This window comes from Aeromonas sp. sia0103, assembly GCF_963895295.1.
Classification (GTDB): Bacteria; Pseudomonadota; Gammaproteobacteria; order Enterobacterales; family Aeromonadaceae; genus Aeromonas; species Aeromonas encheleia.
The window spans coordinates 1-15,700 of record NZ_CAWQKG010000002.1 but is presented as its reverse complement, the minus strand read 5'-3'; the positions used below and the strand labels follow the sequence as shown (position 1 = coordinate 15,700).

At 62.2% G+C, this 15,700-nt stretch carries 14 protein-coding genes; 6 read left to right on the top strand and 8 right to left on the bottom strand.

Annotation, left to right across the window (positions count from 1 at the left end; translation table 11 throughout):
• The first annotated feature begins 97 nt into the window (after positions 1 to 97).
• A complete protein-coding gene (locus tag AACW18_RS00720; RefSeq protein WP_218389865.1) occupies positions 98 to 754 on the top strand; it encodes an OmpA family lipoprotein in 657 nt (218 codons plus the stop codon).
• Positions 755 to 864: 110 nt separating this feature from the next.
• Here the strand turns inward: AACW18_RS00720 and AACW18_RS00715 are convergent, their stop codons facing one another.
• Together AACW18_RS00715 and tusA are read right to left on the bottom strand one after the other, a co-directional pair.
• Entirely contained in the window at positions 865 to 1,212 is a 348-nt protein-coding gene (locus AACW18_RS00715) for a RidA family protein (RefSeq protein WP_218389864.1), read from the bottom strand.
• A gap of 19 nt (positions 1,213 to 1,231) precedes the next feature.
• On the bottom strand, positions 1,232 to 1,477 hold the full coding sequence (gene tusA / locus AACW18_RS00710; RefSeq protein WP_218389863.1) for a sulfurtransferase TusA: 246 nt from the start codon (positions 1,475 to 1,477) through the stop codon (positions 1,232 to 1,234).
• A 280-nt stretch (positions 1,478 to 1,757) separates the two neighbouring features.
• Between tusA and AACW18_RS00700 the strand changes: the two genes are divergently transcribed.
• Entirely contained in the window at positions 1,758 to 1,949 is a 192-nt protein-coding gene (locus AACW18_RS00700) for a hypothetical protein (protein WP_042651621.1), read from the top strand.
• Positions 1,950 to 1,997: 48 nt separating this feature from the next.
• Here AACW18_RS00700 and AACW18_RS00695 read toward each other — a convergent pair whose 3' ends face one another.
• The 6 genes from AACW18_RS00695 to AACW18_RS00670 all read right to left on the bottom strand — a co-directional run bounded on the left by AACW18_RS00695 (position 1,998) and on the right by AACW18_RS00670 (position 11,292).
• On the bottom strand, positions 1,998 to 3,254 hold the full coding sequence (locus tag AACW18_RS00695; protein WP_042651620.1) for an ABC transporter substrate-binding protein: 1,257 nt from the start codon (positions 3,252 to 3,254) through the stop codon (positions 1,998 to 2,000).
• A 7-nt stretch (positions 3,255 to 3,261) separates the two neighbouring features.
• Positions 3,262 to 4,704, bottom strand: coding sequence for an ATP-binding protein (locus tag AACW18_RS00690; RefSeq protein ID WP_042651619.1), 1,443 nt, complete (start codon positions 4,702 to 4,704; stop codon positions 3,262 to 3,264).
• A gap of 73 nt (positions 4,705 to 4,777) precedes the next feature.
• Entirely contained in the window at positions 4,778 to 5,500 is a 723-nt protein-coding gene (locus tag AACW18_RS00685) for a response regulator (RefSeq protein WP_033132551.1), read from the bottom strand.
• 320 nt (positions 5,501 to 5,820) lie between these two features.
• Positions 5,821 to 6,984, bottom strand: a complete 1,164-nt coding sequence (gene fadA / locus AACW18_RS00680) for an acetyl-CoA C-acyltransferase FadA (protein WP_033132552.1) — start codon at positions 6,982 to 6,984, stop codon at positions 5,821 to 5,823.
• A 21-nt stretch (positions 6,985 to 7,005) separates the two neighbouring features.
• Positions 7,006 to 9,153: a fatty acid oxidation complex subunit alpha FadB gene (fadB, locus tag AACW18_RS00675; protein WP_218389861.1), complete on the bottom strand. Its 2,148-nt coding sequence runs from the start codon at positions 9,151 to 9,153 to the stop codon at positions 7,006 to 7,008.
• 201 nt (positions 9,154 to 9,354) lie between these two features.
• Positions 9,355 to 11,292, bottom strand: coding sequence for an acetoacetate--CoA ligase (locus AACW18_RS00670; protein ID WP_218389860.1), 1,938 nt, complete (start codon positions 11,290 to 11,292; stop codon positions 9,355 to 9,357).
• 189 nt (positions 11,293 to 11,481) lie between these two features.
• Here AACW18_RS00670 and pepQ point away from each other — a divergent pair, with 189 nt between their 5' ends.
• Genes pepQ through hemG form a run of 4 tightly spaced genes read left to right on the top strand, consistent with a single transcriptional unit; the run spans position 11,482 to position 15,447 of the window.
• Positions 11,482 to 12,804 carry a Xaa-Pro dipeptidase gene (pepQ, locus tag AACW18_RS00665; RefSeq protein WP_218330006.1) on the top strand — a complete coding sequence of 441 codons (1,323 nt, stop codon included), beginning with the start codon at positions 11,482 to 11,484 and terminating at the stop codon, positions 12,802 to 12,804.
• Positions 12,804 to 13,421, top strand: a complete 618-nt coding sequence (locus AACW18_RS00660) for a YigZ family protein (RefSeq protein WP_218389859.1) — start codon at positions 12,804 to 12,806, stop codon at positions 13,419 to 13,421. The genes pepQ and AACW18_RS00660 overlap by 1 nt, the downstream gene beginning before the upstream one ends.
• A 36-nt stretch (positions 13,422 to 13,457) precedes the next feature.
• A complete protein-coding gene (locus AACW18_RS00655) occupies positions 13,458 to 14,915 on the top strand; it encodes a TrkH family potassium uptake protein (protein ID WP_042651614.1) in 1,458 nt (485 codons plus the stop codon).
• Between the two features lie 7 nt (positions 14,916 to 14,922).
• Positions 14,923 to 15,447 carry a menaquinone-dependent protoporphyrinogen IX dehydrogenase gene (gene hemG, locus AACW18_RS00650; RefSeq protein ID WP_218389858.1) on the top strand — a complete coding sequence of 175 codons (525 nt, stop codon included), beginning with the start codon at positions 14,923 to 14,925 and terminating at the stop codon, positions 15,445 to 15,447.
• The last annotated feature ends 253 nt before the right edge of the window (positions 15,448 to 15,700 follow it).

Sequence of the window (15,700 nt, the reverse complement as noted above, 5' to 3'; positions counted from 1 at the left end):
TCATTTCCGCGATGCGTGCGCGTCACACTCTGGCGCCCCCCTGAGGTAGAATGCGCGACTCGTCCGGCTCGAGTCGGTTTTTTCAGAGGTTTTTCCCATGCATTTCAAGAAACTAGTTCCAGCGCTTGCTCTGACCATCGCCATGTCCGGCTGTACCACCAATCCCTATACCGGTGAATCCCAGACCTCCAAGGGGGCCTGGGGGGCGCTGGCCGGTGCCGCGACGGGCGCCGCCGTGGGTGCGCTTTCCTCCAGCAAGGGGGATCGCAAGAAGGGGATCCTGACCGGTGTGGCCGCCGGCGCCGCCCTGGGTGGCGGCATCGGTTATTACATGGATGTGCAGGAAGCCAAGCTGCGCGAGAAGCTGCAAGGCACAGGTGTCAGCGTGACCCGTAGCGGCGATCAGCTGATCCTGAACATGCCGAACAACGTCACCTTCGACAGCTCCAGCGCCCAGCTGAAGGCGGCCGGTGCCAACACCCTGTCCGGCGTGGCCATGGTAGTGGCCGAGTTCGACAAGACCCGTCTGAACGTGGTCGGTCACACCGACAGCACCGGCTCCCGCGAGCTGAACATGAAGCTCTCCGCCCAGCGCACCGATGCCGTCGCCGCCCAGCTGATCGGTCAGGGTGTGGCCGGTAGCCGCATCGCCACCAGCGGAGTGGGTCCGGATCAGCCGGTTGCCACCAACAGCACCGCCGCCGGCAAGGCCCAGAACCGTCGGGTGACCATCACCCTGACGCCGACCGCCTGATAATCAATTAGACTCGTGCAACGAAAAGCCCCGCCAGTTCGCTGGCGGGGCTTTTGCTATCTGGCGGACTGGCACAGCGTCTCCTGTTGGAGGGGGCCATCCGCTTCGATTCAGACCGCGGCGGTCAGCTGGACCTCTACCTTGTAGCCTTCGTGGGCGAGACGGGCCTGCACGCAGGCACGCACCGGCGCTGTACCGGCCGGGAGCCAGGCATCCCACAGCGCGTTGAAGGCGGCGATGTCGGCGATGTCCTTGAGGTAGATGTTGGCCATCAGGAGCTTGTCGACACCGGAGCCGTTGGCCTCCAGCAGACGCTGCAGGCTGTCCAGCACCTCGCGGGTCTGCTGGTGAATGTTGGCGGTCTCGGTGGCGGGGACTTCCACCACATAGAGGGTGCCGTTGTGGATGACCACATCTGACCAGCGGGCCGTGGTGCCAATTCGGGTAATGGCTGTCATGTTTGCTCCGGAACTGGGCTCATTGACCCTTGCGGATCAGGTAGCGATAAGGGGCCTGCTCGGTTTCGCTGGCGATCAGGGTGTGATCCATGAAACGGCAGAAACTGGGGATGTCGCGGGTCGTCGAGGGATCGTCGGCACTGACCAGCAGGGTCTCCCCCTCGGCCATCAGCCGCACTTTCTTGCGCACCATCATCACGGGTTCGGGGCAACGAAGCCCGATTGCGTCCAACTCGTGAGTCGCATCGCAGAATAAAGTAGTCATTAATAATCAACCTTCAGCCGCACTTTCTTGCGCGCTATCGTCACGGGTTCGGGGCAACGAAGCCCAATTGCGTCCAATTCATGGGTTGCATCGCAGAATAAAGCACTCATCAATAATCAACCTTCAACCAATTCAGCTGCCAATAATACTCAAGGCGAAAAAATAATCAAATTACAGGGCGATATGCAGCATATGTAACCAAAATGTGATCAGGCCCTATCCACTCCCGGCTCGATGAGTAATATAAAAATTGAACCATATTCAACAAGGAGGTGTGAATATGCAGGTCTCCTACGGCAGATTACAAGCCTACGCAGGCATGGGGTTCCTGTCTTTCGCCATGATAGTGTTGGGCAGCCCGATTGGAAACACTGGTACCTGGTTTGGTGCCATGGTGATGATCGGTCTGGGGCTCTGGATCGAGCTCAGCGACTACTACGACGAGGACGAAGACGAGAACGATCGCTCCTGAGCCACTCAGGCTCTCCCGGTACTCAAAGGCGGACAGGATCCGCCTTTGTCATTTCTGCTCGGCACCGGAGCGGGTCGAGCGCATGGCGCGCTCCAGCTGCAGCGCCGTCTGCTCGGGATTGGCCTTGGTATCGTTGAAGAAGTTGCTCAGCACGTCCATGATCGCCTGGCGCATGTTGGTCGGCGTGGCCATCCCCTCCGCCATGCTGGGCAGCAGGTTGCCATCGCGCTCCGCCAGCCGGAAGTCCTCGTAGGAGCGGATGGCGCAGCGATCGAACCTGCTCATGTCCGGCTGGTTGAGGGCGGGGATGGAGCCCTTCACCCGGTTGAACTCCTCCTGAAATTTCGGCGTCATCAGCAACTGGGCCAGCTCGCCCTGGGCCTGTATCTGGGCGGGATCCCGCTGTTTGAACATGGCGATGGAGTCCAGGTTGTAGCTGAACAGCCCCTGGCTACCCGGGCTGGGCAGGCATTCGATATCCTCCCCTGGCCGATAGTTGCCGGCGCTCAGCTCCCCCTTCACCCAGTCCCCCATGATCTGCATGGCGGCGCCGCCACTCTCCAGCAGGTTGGTGGCCTGGTGCCACTTCAGCCCGGCATACTTCTCCGGCACGTAGCCACGCAGTTGCTGGAAGCGGGTCAGTACCCGCACCATGTCGGGCCCGGTCAGGGTCGCCTCGTCCTGCTCCAGGAAGGCCTTGCGGTAGAACGCCTTGCCGCCTTCCCCCAGCGCCACCGTTTCGAACAGCACCGCCAGCTGCCAGGGCTCGTTGCCGATGGCGAGCGGCGCCACTCCCTGCGCCTTGAGCTGCTCCGCCACCGCCACGAATTGGTTCCAGTCGGTGGGCGGGGTCAGCCCCAGCCGCTCGAACACCTTGCGGTTGAGCCACAGCCAGTTGACTCTGTGGATGCCGGTCGGCACCGCCATCAGGGCGCCGTTCTGGCTGAGGGTTTCGCGCACCATGGGGGAGAGCTGCGGGTACCAGCCGAGGTGTTCGGCCATGGGGCTGAGGTCGCGCAGGAAGCCGAGCCCGGCCCACTCGTGCAATTCATAGCCCTTGAGGTGCGCCGCCTCCGGCGGGTTGGCCGCCAGCGCCCGGCTCTTGAGCACCGTCATGGCGCTCTTGCCGCCGCCGCCCTGCACCGCGAAGTCGTTCCACTGGTTGCCGCGCTCCGCCCATTCCGACTTGAGCACCTCCACCGCCCTGGCTTCACCGCCGGACGTCCACCAGTGCAGCACCTCCACCTGGGCGGCGCCGACCGGCAGGGACAACAGGGCTATGACAGAAAAAGACAACCACTTCATAAGGTTACTACCTTGGTAGGGAGAGGGTGGCCTGCAGGCCACCCTGCGGGCGATTTTCCAGCACCAGATCGCCGCCGTGGGCGTGGGCGATGTTGCGGGCGATGCCGAGGCCGAGGCCGGTCCCAGAGGGATCTGAGCTCAACCGGTAGTAGGGTTCGAAGATGCGCTCCAGCTGATCTTCCGGCAGGCCCTGACCTTCGTCCATGATGAACAGGATCAGCATCTCCTCGTCATCCATGATGATGATGCGCACCTTCTGGCCATATTTGATGCCATTGTCCACCAGATTGCCGATGCAGCGCTTGAGCGCCAGCAGCTTGCCGCGATAGGGCCACTTGCAGTGCCCCTCTATGGTGAGCCGATCCTCGTGCAGGTTCATGGCCTCGGCCATCTGCTCCAGCAGGAGGTTGACGTCGATAAGCTCGATGTTCTCGTGGATGTCGGTCTCCTTCACCGTCTGCAGCGCCCCCTTCACCATCAGCTCCAGCTCGTCGAGATCCTTGCTGAACTTGGCGATCTGGGTCTCGTTGTCGAGCAGTTCGACCCGCAGCCGCAGCCGGGTGATGGGGGTCTTGAGATCGTGGGAGATGGAGCTGAACAGTCGCTCCCTGTCATCGATGAAGCGGCGGATACGCTGCTGCATGATGTTGAAGGCGCGGGTCGCCGCCACTATCTCGGAGGCCCCTTCCTCCTTGAGGGGAGGCTGATCGATGTCCTTGCCGAGATTGACCGCCGCCTTGGCGAGCCGGCGCAGGGGCCGGGTCTGCCAGCGTACCAGCAGGAAGGTGAAGAAGCAGAGGAACACCGTCATCAGGGCGATGAAGCGCACCTGGTTGCTCGGCATCACGGTATCGTCGAGCGTCATGTAGGGGGCGGGCAACAGGGCCGCCAGGTAGAGCCACTCCCCCGGCTCTATCTCGATCTGGGTCACCAGCACCGGGGGATTGATGGGTTCGAGGGAGAGGGTGTAGCGGGCCCAGGAGGAGGGCAGATCCGCCAGCAGGGTGTCGTTGTTGAAGACGTGCAGCTCTTCCGGACGGGAGAAGTCCACCTTGATGGCCATGGCGTCGGAGAGCTTGCGGGCGAGCACCTCCTCCACCTCCTTCAGCACCAGCGTCTTGCGCTCGCTGTCCGGGATGGCGCTGATGTGGATCTCCTCCTCGTTCAGCGACACGAAGAAGCGGCTGCCCCCCATGTTGCGCAGCTGGTCCAGCGCGATATGGCGGTACTGCAGCGGCAGGGACTTGAAGAAGTTGACGGTGGAGGCGGCCGACAGCGCCAGGTTGCGGGTGGTGCTGAGCATGCCTTCCAGCTCCCGCTTCTGGATCTGCTGCATCCAGATGCCGGTGAGTATGGTCTGGGAGAGCAGGATGGCGAGCAGCAACAGCAACAGCATCCGCGACAGCAGGGAGCGGGGCACCAGCGCCTGCCAGAACCGCCGGCTTTTCATGGGATCTCGTGCCTCTTGTCGATCAGCGGGTAGCCGCAGCTATGGCGCTGCGCCTGCCAGAACGTCTGGTCTTTCATGGGATCTCGTGGACTTCGGCGATCAGCATGTAGCCGCTGCCCCGTATGGTCTTGATGATGCGCGGGCTCTTGCCGTTGTCACCGAGCTTCTGGCGCAGGCGACTGATCTGCACGTCGATGCCGCGCTCCATCGGCAGGCTCTCACGGCCACGGGTGGCATCCGAGATGGTGTCTCTGTCCAGCACCACGCCGGGCTGCTGCAGGAACATGCCGAGCAGCAGGGCATCGCTGCCGGAGAGATCCAGCAGGCTGCCGTCGTCGTGGGTCAGCTGATGGCTCAGGGTGTCCAGGGTCCAGTCGGCGAAGCGCAGGCGACGGCTCGGCTCCTTCTCTTTTTCCGGCTGGCGGAATTCGGCCCGGCGCAGCAGCGCCTTGATGCGGGCCTGCAGCTCGCGCGGGCTGAACGGCTTGGCGATATAGTCATCCGCCCCAAGCTCCAGGCCGATCACCCGATCCGCCTCGTCAGACGCGGCGGTCAGCATGATGATGGGCACCTGAGAGTCACGACGGATCTGCTGGCAGAGGGTAAAGCCGTCGTCGCCGGGCATCATGATGTCCAGGATGATCAGATCCGGGCTGTGCTGGGCGAGTTGCTGACGCATCTCGTCGCCCCCTGCCGCCGTCAATACCTGAAAGCCGGCCCGGCTCAGGTATTCATTGAGCAGCTCGCGGATCTCTTGGTCGTCGTCGACGATCAGCAATTGTTTGCTCGTTGACATATGTATGTGCATCCACCCATTTTTTTGTGCAGATTGAACCTGTCGAGGGGGCAAAAAGCAAGCAAGCCCCCCTCCTAATGTGAGGTTATGGGCAATATAGCCCCAGATCCGGGGTTGAGAAGAAAAAAGGCCGACCCAAACGGGGCGGCCAACACGCAGATTCCGACGGCAGGAGATCACCCCGTGTGGCGATCTCCACAGACTCGATGACGGGTCGGTCAGGCCGACCCCACAGCAGACAATTCGGTATCGCCCTCACCCACGAGTGCGGGCGATACCCTGATCTAGCCGAGATGGCCGGATCAGCGACTTTCAGTTCATCACACCCGCTCGAACACGGTGGCGATGCCCTGGCCCAGACCGATACACATGGTCGCGACCCCCAGGGTGGCATCCTTCTCTTCCATCAGGTTGATCAGGGTGGTGGAGATGCGGGCACCGGAGCAGCCGAGCGGGTGGCCCAGGGCGATGGCACCGCCGTTCAGGTTCACCTTCTCGTCCACCAGATCCTGCAGCCCCAGATCCTTGACGCATGGCAGGGACTGGGCGGCGAAGGCCTCGTTCAACTCGAACAGGTCGATGTCGCCGACGGTCAGACCGGCCCGCTTGAGCGCCTTCTGGGTGGCGGGCACCGGGCCGTAACCCATGATGGCGGCGTCACAGCCGGCGATGGCCATGGCCCGTACCCTGGCGCGGGGGGTCAGCCCCAGCGCCTTGGCCCGATCCGCGCTCATCACCAGCATGGCGGCGGCGCCGTCGGACAGGGCCGAGGAGGTGCCGGCGGTGACGGTGCCGTTGACCGGGTCGAACACCGGGCGCAGCTGGCCCAGGGTCTCGACCGTGGTCTCCGGCCGGATCACCTCGTCGTAGTCGTAGAAGAAGCGGGCGCCGCTGGCGTCATGGCCTTCCAGCCCGACGATCTCCCTGGCGAAGCGTCCTTCCAGGGTGGCGGCATGGGCGCGGCGGTGGGAGCGGGCGGCAAACTCGTCCTGCTGCTGACGGCTGATGCCGTGCAGCTTGCCCAGCATCTCGGCGGTCAGCCCCATCATGCCGGAGGCCTTGGCCACCGTTTTGGCCATGCCGGGGTGGAAGTCGACGCCGTGGCTCATGGGCACGTGACCCATGTGCTCGACGCCGCCGATGATGAAGATGTCCCCGTCACCCACCTGGATGGCGCGGGAGGCATCGTGCAACGCCTGCATGCTGGAGCCGCACAGCCGGTTGACGGTGACGGCGCCGACCTGTTTCGGGATGCCGGCCAGCAGGGCCGCGTTGCGGGCGATGTTGAAGCCCTGCTCCAGGGTCTGCTGCACGCAGCCCCAGTAGATGTCCTCGATCTCGTTCGGATCGAGGTTGGGGTTGCGCAGCAGGATGGAGCTCATCAGGTGCGCGGACAGATCTTCTGCACGCACGTTGCGGAAGGCGCCGCCCTTGGACCGGCCCATGGGGGTCCGGATACAGTCGACAATGACTACGTCTTTCATGAATGGATCTCCTTTCCGCAATCAGTAGAAGGTTTTGCCCTGGGCGGCCATCGCACGCAGCTTGTCGCTGACGCGGTAGAGCGGGCCCAGATCGGCATACTGGTCGGCCATGGCCACGTAACGATCCAGACCTATGGTGTCCAGATAGCGGAACACGCCACCACGGAAGGGAGGGAAGCCCAGCCCATAGACCAGCGCGATGTCCGCTTCCGCCGGGGTGGCGACTATGCCTTCCTCCAGGCAGAGCACCACCTCGTTGATCATGGGGATCATCATGCGGGCGATGATGGCGTCCTTGTCGTAATCCTGTTTCGGCTTGGCAATGGGGGCCAGCAGCTCGTAAGCGGCGACATCGGCCACCTTCTTCGGCTTGCCCTTCTTGTCCTGCTCGTAGGCGTAGAAGCCCTTGCCATTCTTCTGACCGAAGCGGCTGGCGTCATACATCACATCGATGGCGGTGCGGCTGGTCTTGCTCATGCGCGCCGGGAAACCCTGGGCCATGACGTCACCGGCATGGTGACCGGTGTCGATGCCGACCACGTCCAGCAGGTAGGCCGGGCCCATGGGCCAGCCAAACTCTCTCTCCATCACCTTGTCGACGGCGGCGAAGTCGGCGCCATCGGCGACCAGCTGGTTGAAGCCGAAGAAGTAGGGGAACAGCACCCGGTTGACGAAGAAGCCAGGGCAGTCGTTGACCACCACCGGCGACTTGCCCATGGCGGCGGCGTAGGCCACCACGCGGTTGATGGTGTCATCGCTGGTCTGCTCGCCGCGGATGATCTCCACCAGGGGCATGCGATGCACCGGGTTGAAGAAGTGCATGCCGCAGAAATTCTGCGGGCGCTTCAGGCCCTTGGCCAGCAGGGAGATGGGGATGGTGGAGGTGTTGCTGGCGAGCACGGCATCATCACCTATGATGGCTTCCACTTCGCCCAGCACGGCGGCCTTCACCTTGGGATTCTCGACCACGGCCTCGACCACCAGATCCACGTGCTTGACGCTGTCATAGCTCAGGGTGGGGGTAATGGCGGAGAGCACCTGGCCCATCTTGATGCCGTCGATGCGGCCCTTCTCGAGCTGGCCGTTGAGCAGCTTGGTGGCTTCGCCCATGCCAAGCGCCAGCGCCTTCTCGTTGATGTCCTTCATCACCGCCGGAATGCCCTTGCTGGCGGACTGGTAGGCGATGCCGCCCCCCATGATGCCGGCACCGAGCACGGCGGCGTGGCTGGTGGCCTTCTTGGCCTGCTTGGCGGCCTTCTTGGCCAGCGCCTTGATGTGCTGATCGTTGAGGAAGATGCCGACCAGGGCCTTGGCGACATCGGTCTTGGCGAGCTTGATGAAGCCTTGCGCCTCGACGTTGAGCGCCTCGTCGCGGCTCATGCCGGCGGCGGCCTCGACGGTTTTGACTGCCATCATCGGGGCCGGGTAGTGCTTGCCTGCCACCGCGGCGACCATGCCGGCTGCGGTGCTGAAGCTCATCATGGCTTCCAGCTTGGAGAGGCGCAGCGGTGCCTTCTTGGCGGCGCGACGGCCCTGCCAGTCCAGTTTGCCGGCGATGGCGTCTCTCATCATCTGCAGGGCGGCGCCGTGCAGGGCATCCGGGGCGACCACGGCATCGATGGCACCCACCTTGAGGGCATCATCGGCACGGACATCCTTGCCGGTGGTGATCCACTCCAGGGCGTTGTCGGCACCGATCACCCGTGGCAGGCGGACTGTGCCGCCAAAGCCCGGCATGATGCCGAGTTTGGTCTCGGGCAGGCCGATCCTGGCGGTGGTGTCAGCCAGACGGAAATCGGTGGACAGTATGGTTTCGCAGCCGCCGCCCAGGGCGTGGCCCTTGATGGCGGACAGGGTCGGGACCGGCAGATCTTCGATGGCACTGAAGATGTCGTTGGCTTTCTTCAGCCAGCCGAGCAAGTCTTCTTGCGGCAGATCGAACAGTTCCAGGAATTCGGTGATGTCGGCGCCGACGATAAAGGCGTCTTTGCCAGAGGTGAGGATCAGACCTTTTAGTTCACGTTCTTGTTTTAATGCGGCGATCGCTTCGCTCAGCGAGAGCAGGGTAGCGCGATCCAGCTTGTTGACTGAACCCGGGGCATCAAACCTCAGCTCGGCAATGCCGTGTTCGAGGTAGCTGACCGACAGGGTTTCGCCTTGGTAGATCATGAGAGTGTCTCCTTGTTCCCACGCGGTGGGGGGCTTTGCTCCTTTCTCCCCAGCAGGGGGCGAGGCTCACTATTGATCCAAAATAAGACAATTTCAACACCTATTTAAAACAATTGTTTAACAGATCTCGAGTAAAAACTCGTTCTGGGTGATGAGACAGAATAAAGGCGCCAGGAGGCGCCTTTATTCTGCTGGTCCGGCTCAGCTGGCCAGCTCCGGCCGGTCGCGGTACTGGTTCAATACCTCGGGATCGGCGAGGGCATGGGTGTTGTTGACGGGCCTGTTGTGCACCACCTCGCGCACCGCCAGCTCCACTATCTTGCCGGACTTGGTACGGGGAATGGCATCCACCTGCAGGATGCGGGCGGGCACATGGCGGGCGGTGCAGTGTTGGCGGATCTGCTGGCGGATGCGCTCACGCAGCAGCTCATCGAGCCGCAGCCCGGCCTTGAGCTTGACGAACAGCACCACCCGCTCGTCCTGCTGCCACTGCTGGCCGATGACGATGCTCTCCTCCACCTCGTCCAGCCGCTCCACGTAGCGGTAGATCTCGCTGGTGCCGATGCGCACGCCGCCCGGGTTGAGGGTGGCATCGGAGCGGCCATAGAAGAGGACGCCGCCGGTGTCGGTCAGCTCGATCCAGTCGCCGTGGCACCAGATGTTGTCGAAGCGATCGAAGTAGGCGGCGTGATACTTGTCGCCGTTCTCGTCGCCCCAGAAGTAGATGGGCTGGGCCGGGAACGGCTTGGTGCAGACCAGCTCCCCCTTCTCGCCCTGCACCGGCTGGCCCGCCTCGTTGAACACCTGCACCGCCAGCCCCAGACCACGGCCCTGGCTCTCGCCGCGATAGACAGGGCTCAAGGGGTTGCCGATGACGAAGCAGGAGCAGATGTCGGTGCCGCCGGAGATGGAGCTGAGCTGCACATCCTGCTTGATCCTCTGATAGACGTAGTCGAACCCTTCCGGCGAGAGCACGGAACCGGTGCTGCAGATCAGCCGCAGGGCCGGCAGCTTATGGGTCTTGATCGGGGCATAACCCTGCTTGTGCAAGGCATCCAGGTACTTGGCGGAGGTGCCAAACAGGCTGACCTGTTCGTCGCGGGCCAGATCCCAGAGTACGTTGCCGTCTGGGTAGAAGGGAGAGCCATCGTAGAGCACCAGAGTGGCGCCGGAGGCAAGCGCGCTCACCAGCCAGTTCCACATCATCCAGCCGCAGGTGGTGAAGTAGAACACCCGCTCCCCCGGCTTGACGTCGCAGTGCAGCTGATGCTCCTTGAGGTGCTGCAGCAGGGTGCCGCCGATGCCGTGGACTATGCACTTGGGTTTGCCGGTGGTGCCTGACGAATAGAGGATGTAGAGCGGATCGTTGAAGCCCATGGGTTCGAAGCTGAGGCTGGCGTCCGGCTGGCTGGCCAGGATCTGTTGCCAATCCTGGCCGAGCAGCAGGGGATGGCCGAGCAGCGGGATCATCACCGTCTGCTCTATGCTATCGATCTGGCCGACCACGCTGGCCACCTTGGCTTGAATGTCGATTCCCTTGCCGTTGTAACGATAACCGTCCACCGCGAACAGCACCCGGGGCCGGGTCTGACCTAAGCGCTCCACCACGCTGGCCTCGCCAAAATCGGGGCTGGTGGAGGTCCAGACCGCCCCCAGGCTGGTGGTGGCCAGCATGGCGATCACGGCCTCCGGAATATTGGGCAGATAGGCGGCGACCACATCGCCGCGCTCTATGCCCTGCGCACGCAACCACTGGCTCAGGCGGGCGACACGCGCCCCCAGCTCGGCCCAGCTCAGGGTCTGGCTCGCCCCTCCCTCGATGCGGGAGATGATGGCCGGGCTCTCGTCCTGGCGGCGCAGCAGGTTCTCGGCGAAGTTGAGGCGACTGTCCGGGAACCAGCGGGAGCGCTGCATGTCCTGGCGGTTCTCCGCCACTATGTTGCCCAGCTCGCCCTTGACGCCACAGTGCTGCCACACCAGCGGCCAGAAGCGGGTGGTCTTCTCCACCGACCATTGGTACAGGTCGGCATAGCTGCGCAGCTGCAGGTCGTGGAAGTGGTTGACCTCGGCCATAAACTGATGGAGGTTGGAGCCTTGCATCCTGTCCTGATCCGGTTGCCACAGGCAAAGGTTGTGCATGAATTGTTCCTGACTGCTTATATCTGCTGGCAGTGTATTGAATTGTTCTTTATTTGTTAATGGCTGGTTTTTGTTTCATAACAAAATCCTTGTAACCTATGCGTTACCTCACGAAGCGACAGCTTGACGGTTCGAGCCAGAATTCGCTTGATGTTATGCTGAAGCCACATTTGCCCGGAGCAGGACGCCATGAGCAGTTACAGTCAACTTTTTGCCCAGCACCTCGACACCCTACAGCAACGCACCCGCGACATACTGCAACAGCAGGGGCTCGGCGGCCTGGCCATTCATTCGGGCCAGACCCACCGCATCTTCCTCGACGATCAGGATTACCCCTTCAAGGTCAATCCACACTTCAAGGCCTGGTTGCCGGTGCTGGACAATCCCCATTGCTGGCTGCTGGTGGATGGGGTGAGCAAGCCGGTCTTGCTGTTCTATCGCCCGGTGGATTTCTGGCACAAGGTGGCGGACCTGCCCAATGCCTTCTGGGTCGACTTCTTCGACATTCGCTTCCTGACCAAGCCGGAGCAGGTGGCGGATCATCTGCCCGCCGACAAGCAGGAGTGGGCCTATCTGGGCGGTCACCTCGAGGTGGGCCAGCTGCTGGGGCTGGGCCAGCCCAACCCGGAGGCCGTGCTCAACTACCTGCACTATCACCGCGCCTACAAGACGCCCTATGAGCTGGAGTGTCTGCGCGAGGCGAACCGCATCGGCGTGCGCGGCCATATCGCCGCCAAGGACTCCTTCATGGCCGGGGCGAGCGAGTTCGAGATCAACCTCTCCTATATGAAGGCGGTTGGACAGGGCGCCAATGAGGCACCCTATGGCAACATCATCGCCATCAACCGCAACGCCGCCATCCTCCATTACACCCATCTGTCTACCCAGCGGGTGCCGGATGCGGAGCGCCACTCCTTCCTGATCGATGCCGGGGTGGATTATCACGGCTATGCCTCCGACATCACCCGTACCTGGGCCTGGCGTCGTGGCGAGTTCGCCGACCTGATCGCGGCGCTGGATGCGCAGCAGCAGGAGATCATCGAGGAGATCAAACCGGGTCGCCGCTACAGCGAGCTACACCTGCAGATGCACCACAGGCTGGCGCGCCTGTTACAGGCCGTGGAGTTGGTGGACATGTCGGTGGACGAGATGATTCACACCGGCGTCACCAATGTGTTCTTCCCCCACGGCCTCGGCCACTTCCTCGGCCTGCAGGTACACGATGCGGGCGGCTTCATGCAGGACGAGCGCGGCACCCATCTGCCGGCGCCCGAGCAGTTCCCCTACCTGCGCTGTACTCGGGTGATGGAGGTGGGTCAGGTGTTTACTATCGAGCCAGGCCTCTACTTCATCGACAGCCTGCTGGAGCCGCTGCGCCAGGGTGAGCAGGGCAAGCGTGTCAACTGGAACAAGGTGGAGGCGCTGCGTCCCTTCGGTGGCATTCGCATCGAGGACAACGTGGTGCTGCATGCCAACGGGGTGGAGAATCTCACCAGACAAGCGGGGCTCTGATGGCGGCAGCCTATGCCATCCCGGCGGCGCCAATGGAGTCGAGTGAGGAGATCAAGAAGAGTCGCTTCATCACCCTGCTGGCTCACACCCCCACGGTCGAGGATGCCAAGTCCTGGATCGGCGAGGTCAAGCGGCAACACCCAACGGCCCGGCATCACTGCTGGGCCTTTGTCGCCGGGGCGCCACAGGATAGCCAGGTGTACGGTTTCAGCGATGACGGTGAACCCTCGGGCACGGCGGGCAAGCCCATGCTGGCCCAGCTGATGGGCTCAGGTGTCGGCGAGATCGCGGCCGTGGTGGTGCGTTACTACGGTGGCGTACTGCTGGGCACCGGCGGCCTGGTCAAGGCCTATGGCGGCGGGGTGGGGGCGGCGCTCAAGCGGCTCGAGACCCGGATTCAACGCCCGCAAACCAGCTCCCTTATCTGCTGTGACTATACCGACATGGGCGCGGTGGAGGCGCTGATCTCCGCCCATCAGGGTCAGTTGCTGACGGCCGATTATGGTCAGCAGGTCCGTCTGCAGGTGTCCTGGGATGCCGCCATCTGGACCCGGATTGCCCAGGAACTGACAGATAGGACTCATGGCCGGGTATCTCTTCGTCCCTTAGATGGCTAGAATCCATCGCTCTTTTAGCCTGAAGAGGGAGCCAGAATGCAGATTCTGAGCATTATTCGTATTGTTGGCCTGCTGGTCGCGCTATTCAGTTCGACCATGCTGCTGCCCGCGATGGTCGCTTTTGGGTACCGTGACGGTGGCGGTGCCGAGTTTGTCAATTCCTTCTTCATCGCCCTGCTGCTCGGTGCCCTGCTCTGGTTCCCGAACCGCCATCATAAGAAAGACCTCCGCTCCAAGGAGGGTTTTCTTATCGTCGTGCTGTTCTGGGTCGTGTTGGGCAGCGTGGGGGCCTTGCCGTTCCTGCTGGGCGAGGTGCCCGGCATGACGGTCTCCGAGGCCTTCTTCGAATCCTTCTCCGGCCTGACGACCACGGGCGCGACCGTGCTGACCGGGCTGGACAACCTGCCCAAGGCTTTCCTCTTCTATCGCCAGCTGCTGCAGTGGCTGGGGGGCATGGGGATCATAGTGCTGGCGGTCGCCATCCTGCCGCTGCTCGGCATCGGGGGCATGCAGCTCTACCGTGCCGAGATCCCGGGGCCGGTCAAGGACAACAAGGTCACCCCGCGCATCGCCGAGACGGCCAAGGCGCTCTGGTTCATCTATCTGCTGCTGACGTCGCTCTGCGCCCTGGCCTACTGGATGGCTGGCATGACCCTGTTCGATGCCATCTGTCACTCCTTCTCCACCCTGTCGGTGGGAGGCTTCTCGACCCACGATGCCAGCATCGGCTTCTTCAACAGCCCGGCCATCAACCTGATCACGGTGCTGTTCCTGCTGCTAGCCAGCGTCAACTTTGCCCTGCACTTCATGGTGTTCGCCCACAAGCCTGTCCGGCTGAGCAGTTATCTGCGCGACTCCGAATTGAAGGTATTTCTGGCCATTCAAGGGGTGCTGGTGCTGATCTGCTTCGTCTCCCTGCTGCTCCATGGCCACTACGCCACCTGGCAGGAGGCACTCAACCACGGCCTGTTCCAGGCGGTGTCTCTCGGGACGACCACGGGCTACAGCACGACCAGCTACGCCGACTGGCCTTCCTTCCTGCCCATGCTGCTGATGTTTTCCGCCTTTATTGGCTGCTGCGCGGGCAGCACGGGGGGCGGCATCAAGGTGATGCGCTTCATGATCCTGTTTCTGCAGGGGATGCGTGAGCTCAAGCGGCTGGTGCACCCACGCGCCATCTATACCCTCAAACTGGGGCGGCGGGCGGTGCCGGAGCGGATCGTCGAGGCGGTGTGGGGCTACTTCGCCACCTATATCATCCTGTTCTTCATCTTCATGCTGCTGTTGCTGATGACGGGGTTGAACGAGGTGACCGCGTTCACGGCCGTGGCGGCCGCCTTCACCAACGTGGGGCCTGGCTTGGGTGAGGTCTCCAGCAACTTTGGCAATATCTCGGCGACGGCCCAGTGGATCCTGGTGGTCGCCATGCTGTTTGGCCGATTGGAAATTTTCACACTTCTGGTACTGTTTACTCCTGCATTCTGGCGTAGTTGAGGTAGGTATGGATAAGATTTTGGTGCTTTATTCTTCTCGGGACGGCCAAACACGGAAAATCGTGGATGCCATGCTGGAAGAGATGCCAGCATGCGAGGTGGTGATGCATGACCTGCATACCCTGCCCATGTGCAACCTCAGCAAGTTCAAGAAGGTGTTGATCGGCGCCTCTATTCGTTACGGCAACTTCCATCCCAGCCTGCTCAGCTTTATCCATGCACATCATGAACAGCTGGAAGTGGCCAATGCGGCCTTCTTCTGTGTCAACCTGACGGCGCGCAAGCCCGAGAAGCAGACACCGCAAACCAATGCTTATATGAAGAAGTTCCTGCGCCTCTCGCCGTGGAAGCCGAAGACGCTGGGGGTGTTTGCCGGTGCGCTGCAATATTCCCGCTATAACTGGTGGCAGACCCGCATCATCCAGCTGATCATGAGGTTGACCGGGGGCAGCACGGACACCAGCAAGGATCTCGAGTTTACCGATTGGGAAAAGGTGCGCAGTTTTGCACGGGAGTTTTGGTCAAAAAGGTAGCAAACCCGCGCCATTGCTCGTTAACGCCCCGCCGATGCGGGGCGTTTTGTTTGATTTATAGGCATTCGAACCGATGAATCGCAAAAAGCAGGCTTTTTTGCATATTTCCCCTTGTCATCGCGGCCTGGCTCCCTATAATGCGCCCCTACCAGCACGGCAGAACACGCCGGACTGATGAGCCAGCTTCCTCGTGAAGTGGGCGCCGAAAGAAAAGCGAAAACAAGCGCTTGACTTTCGAAGTGAGGAGCGTAAT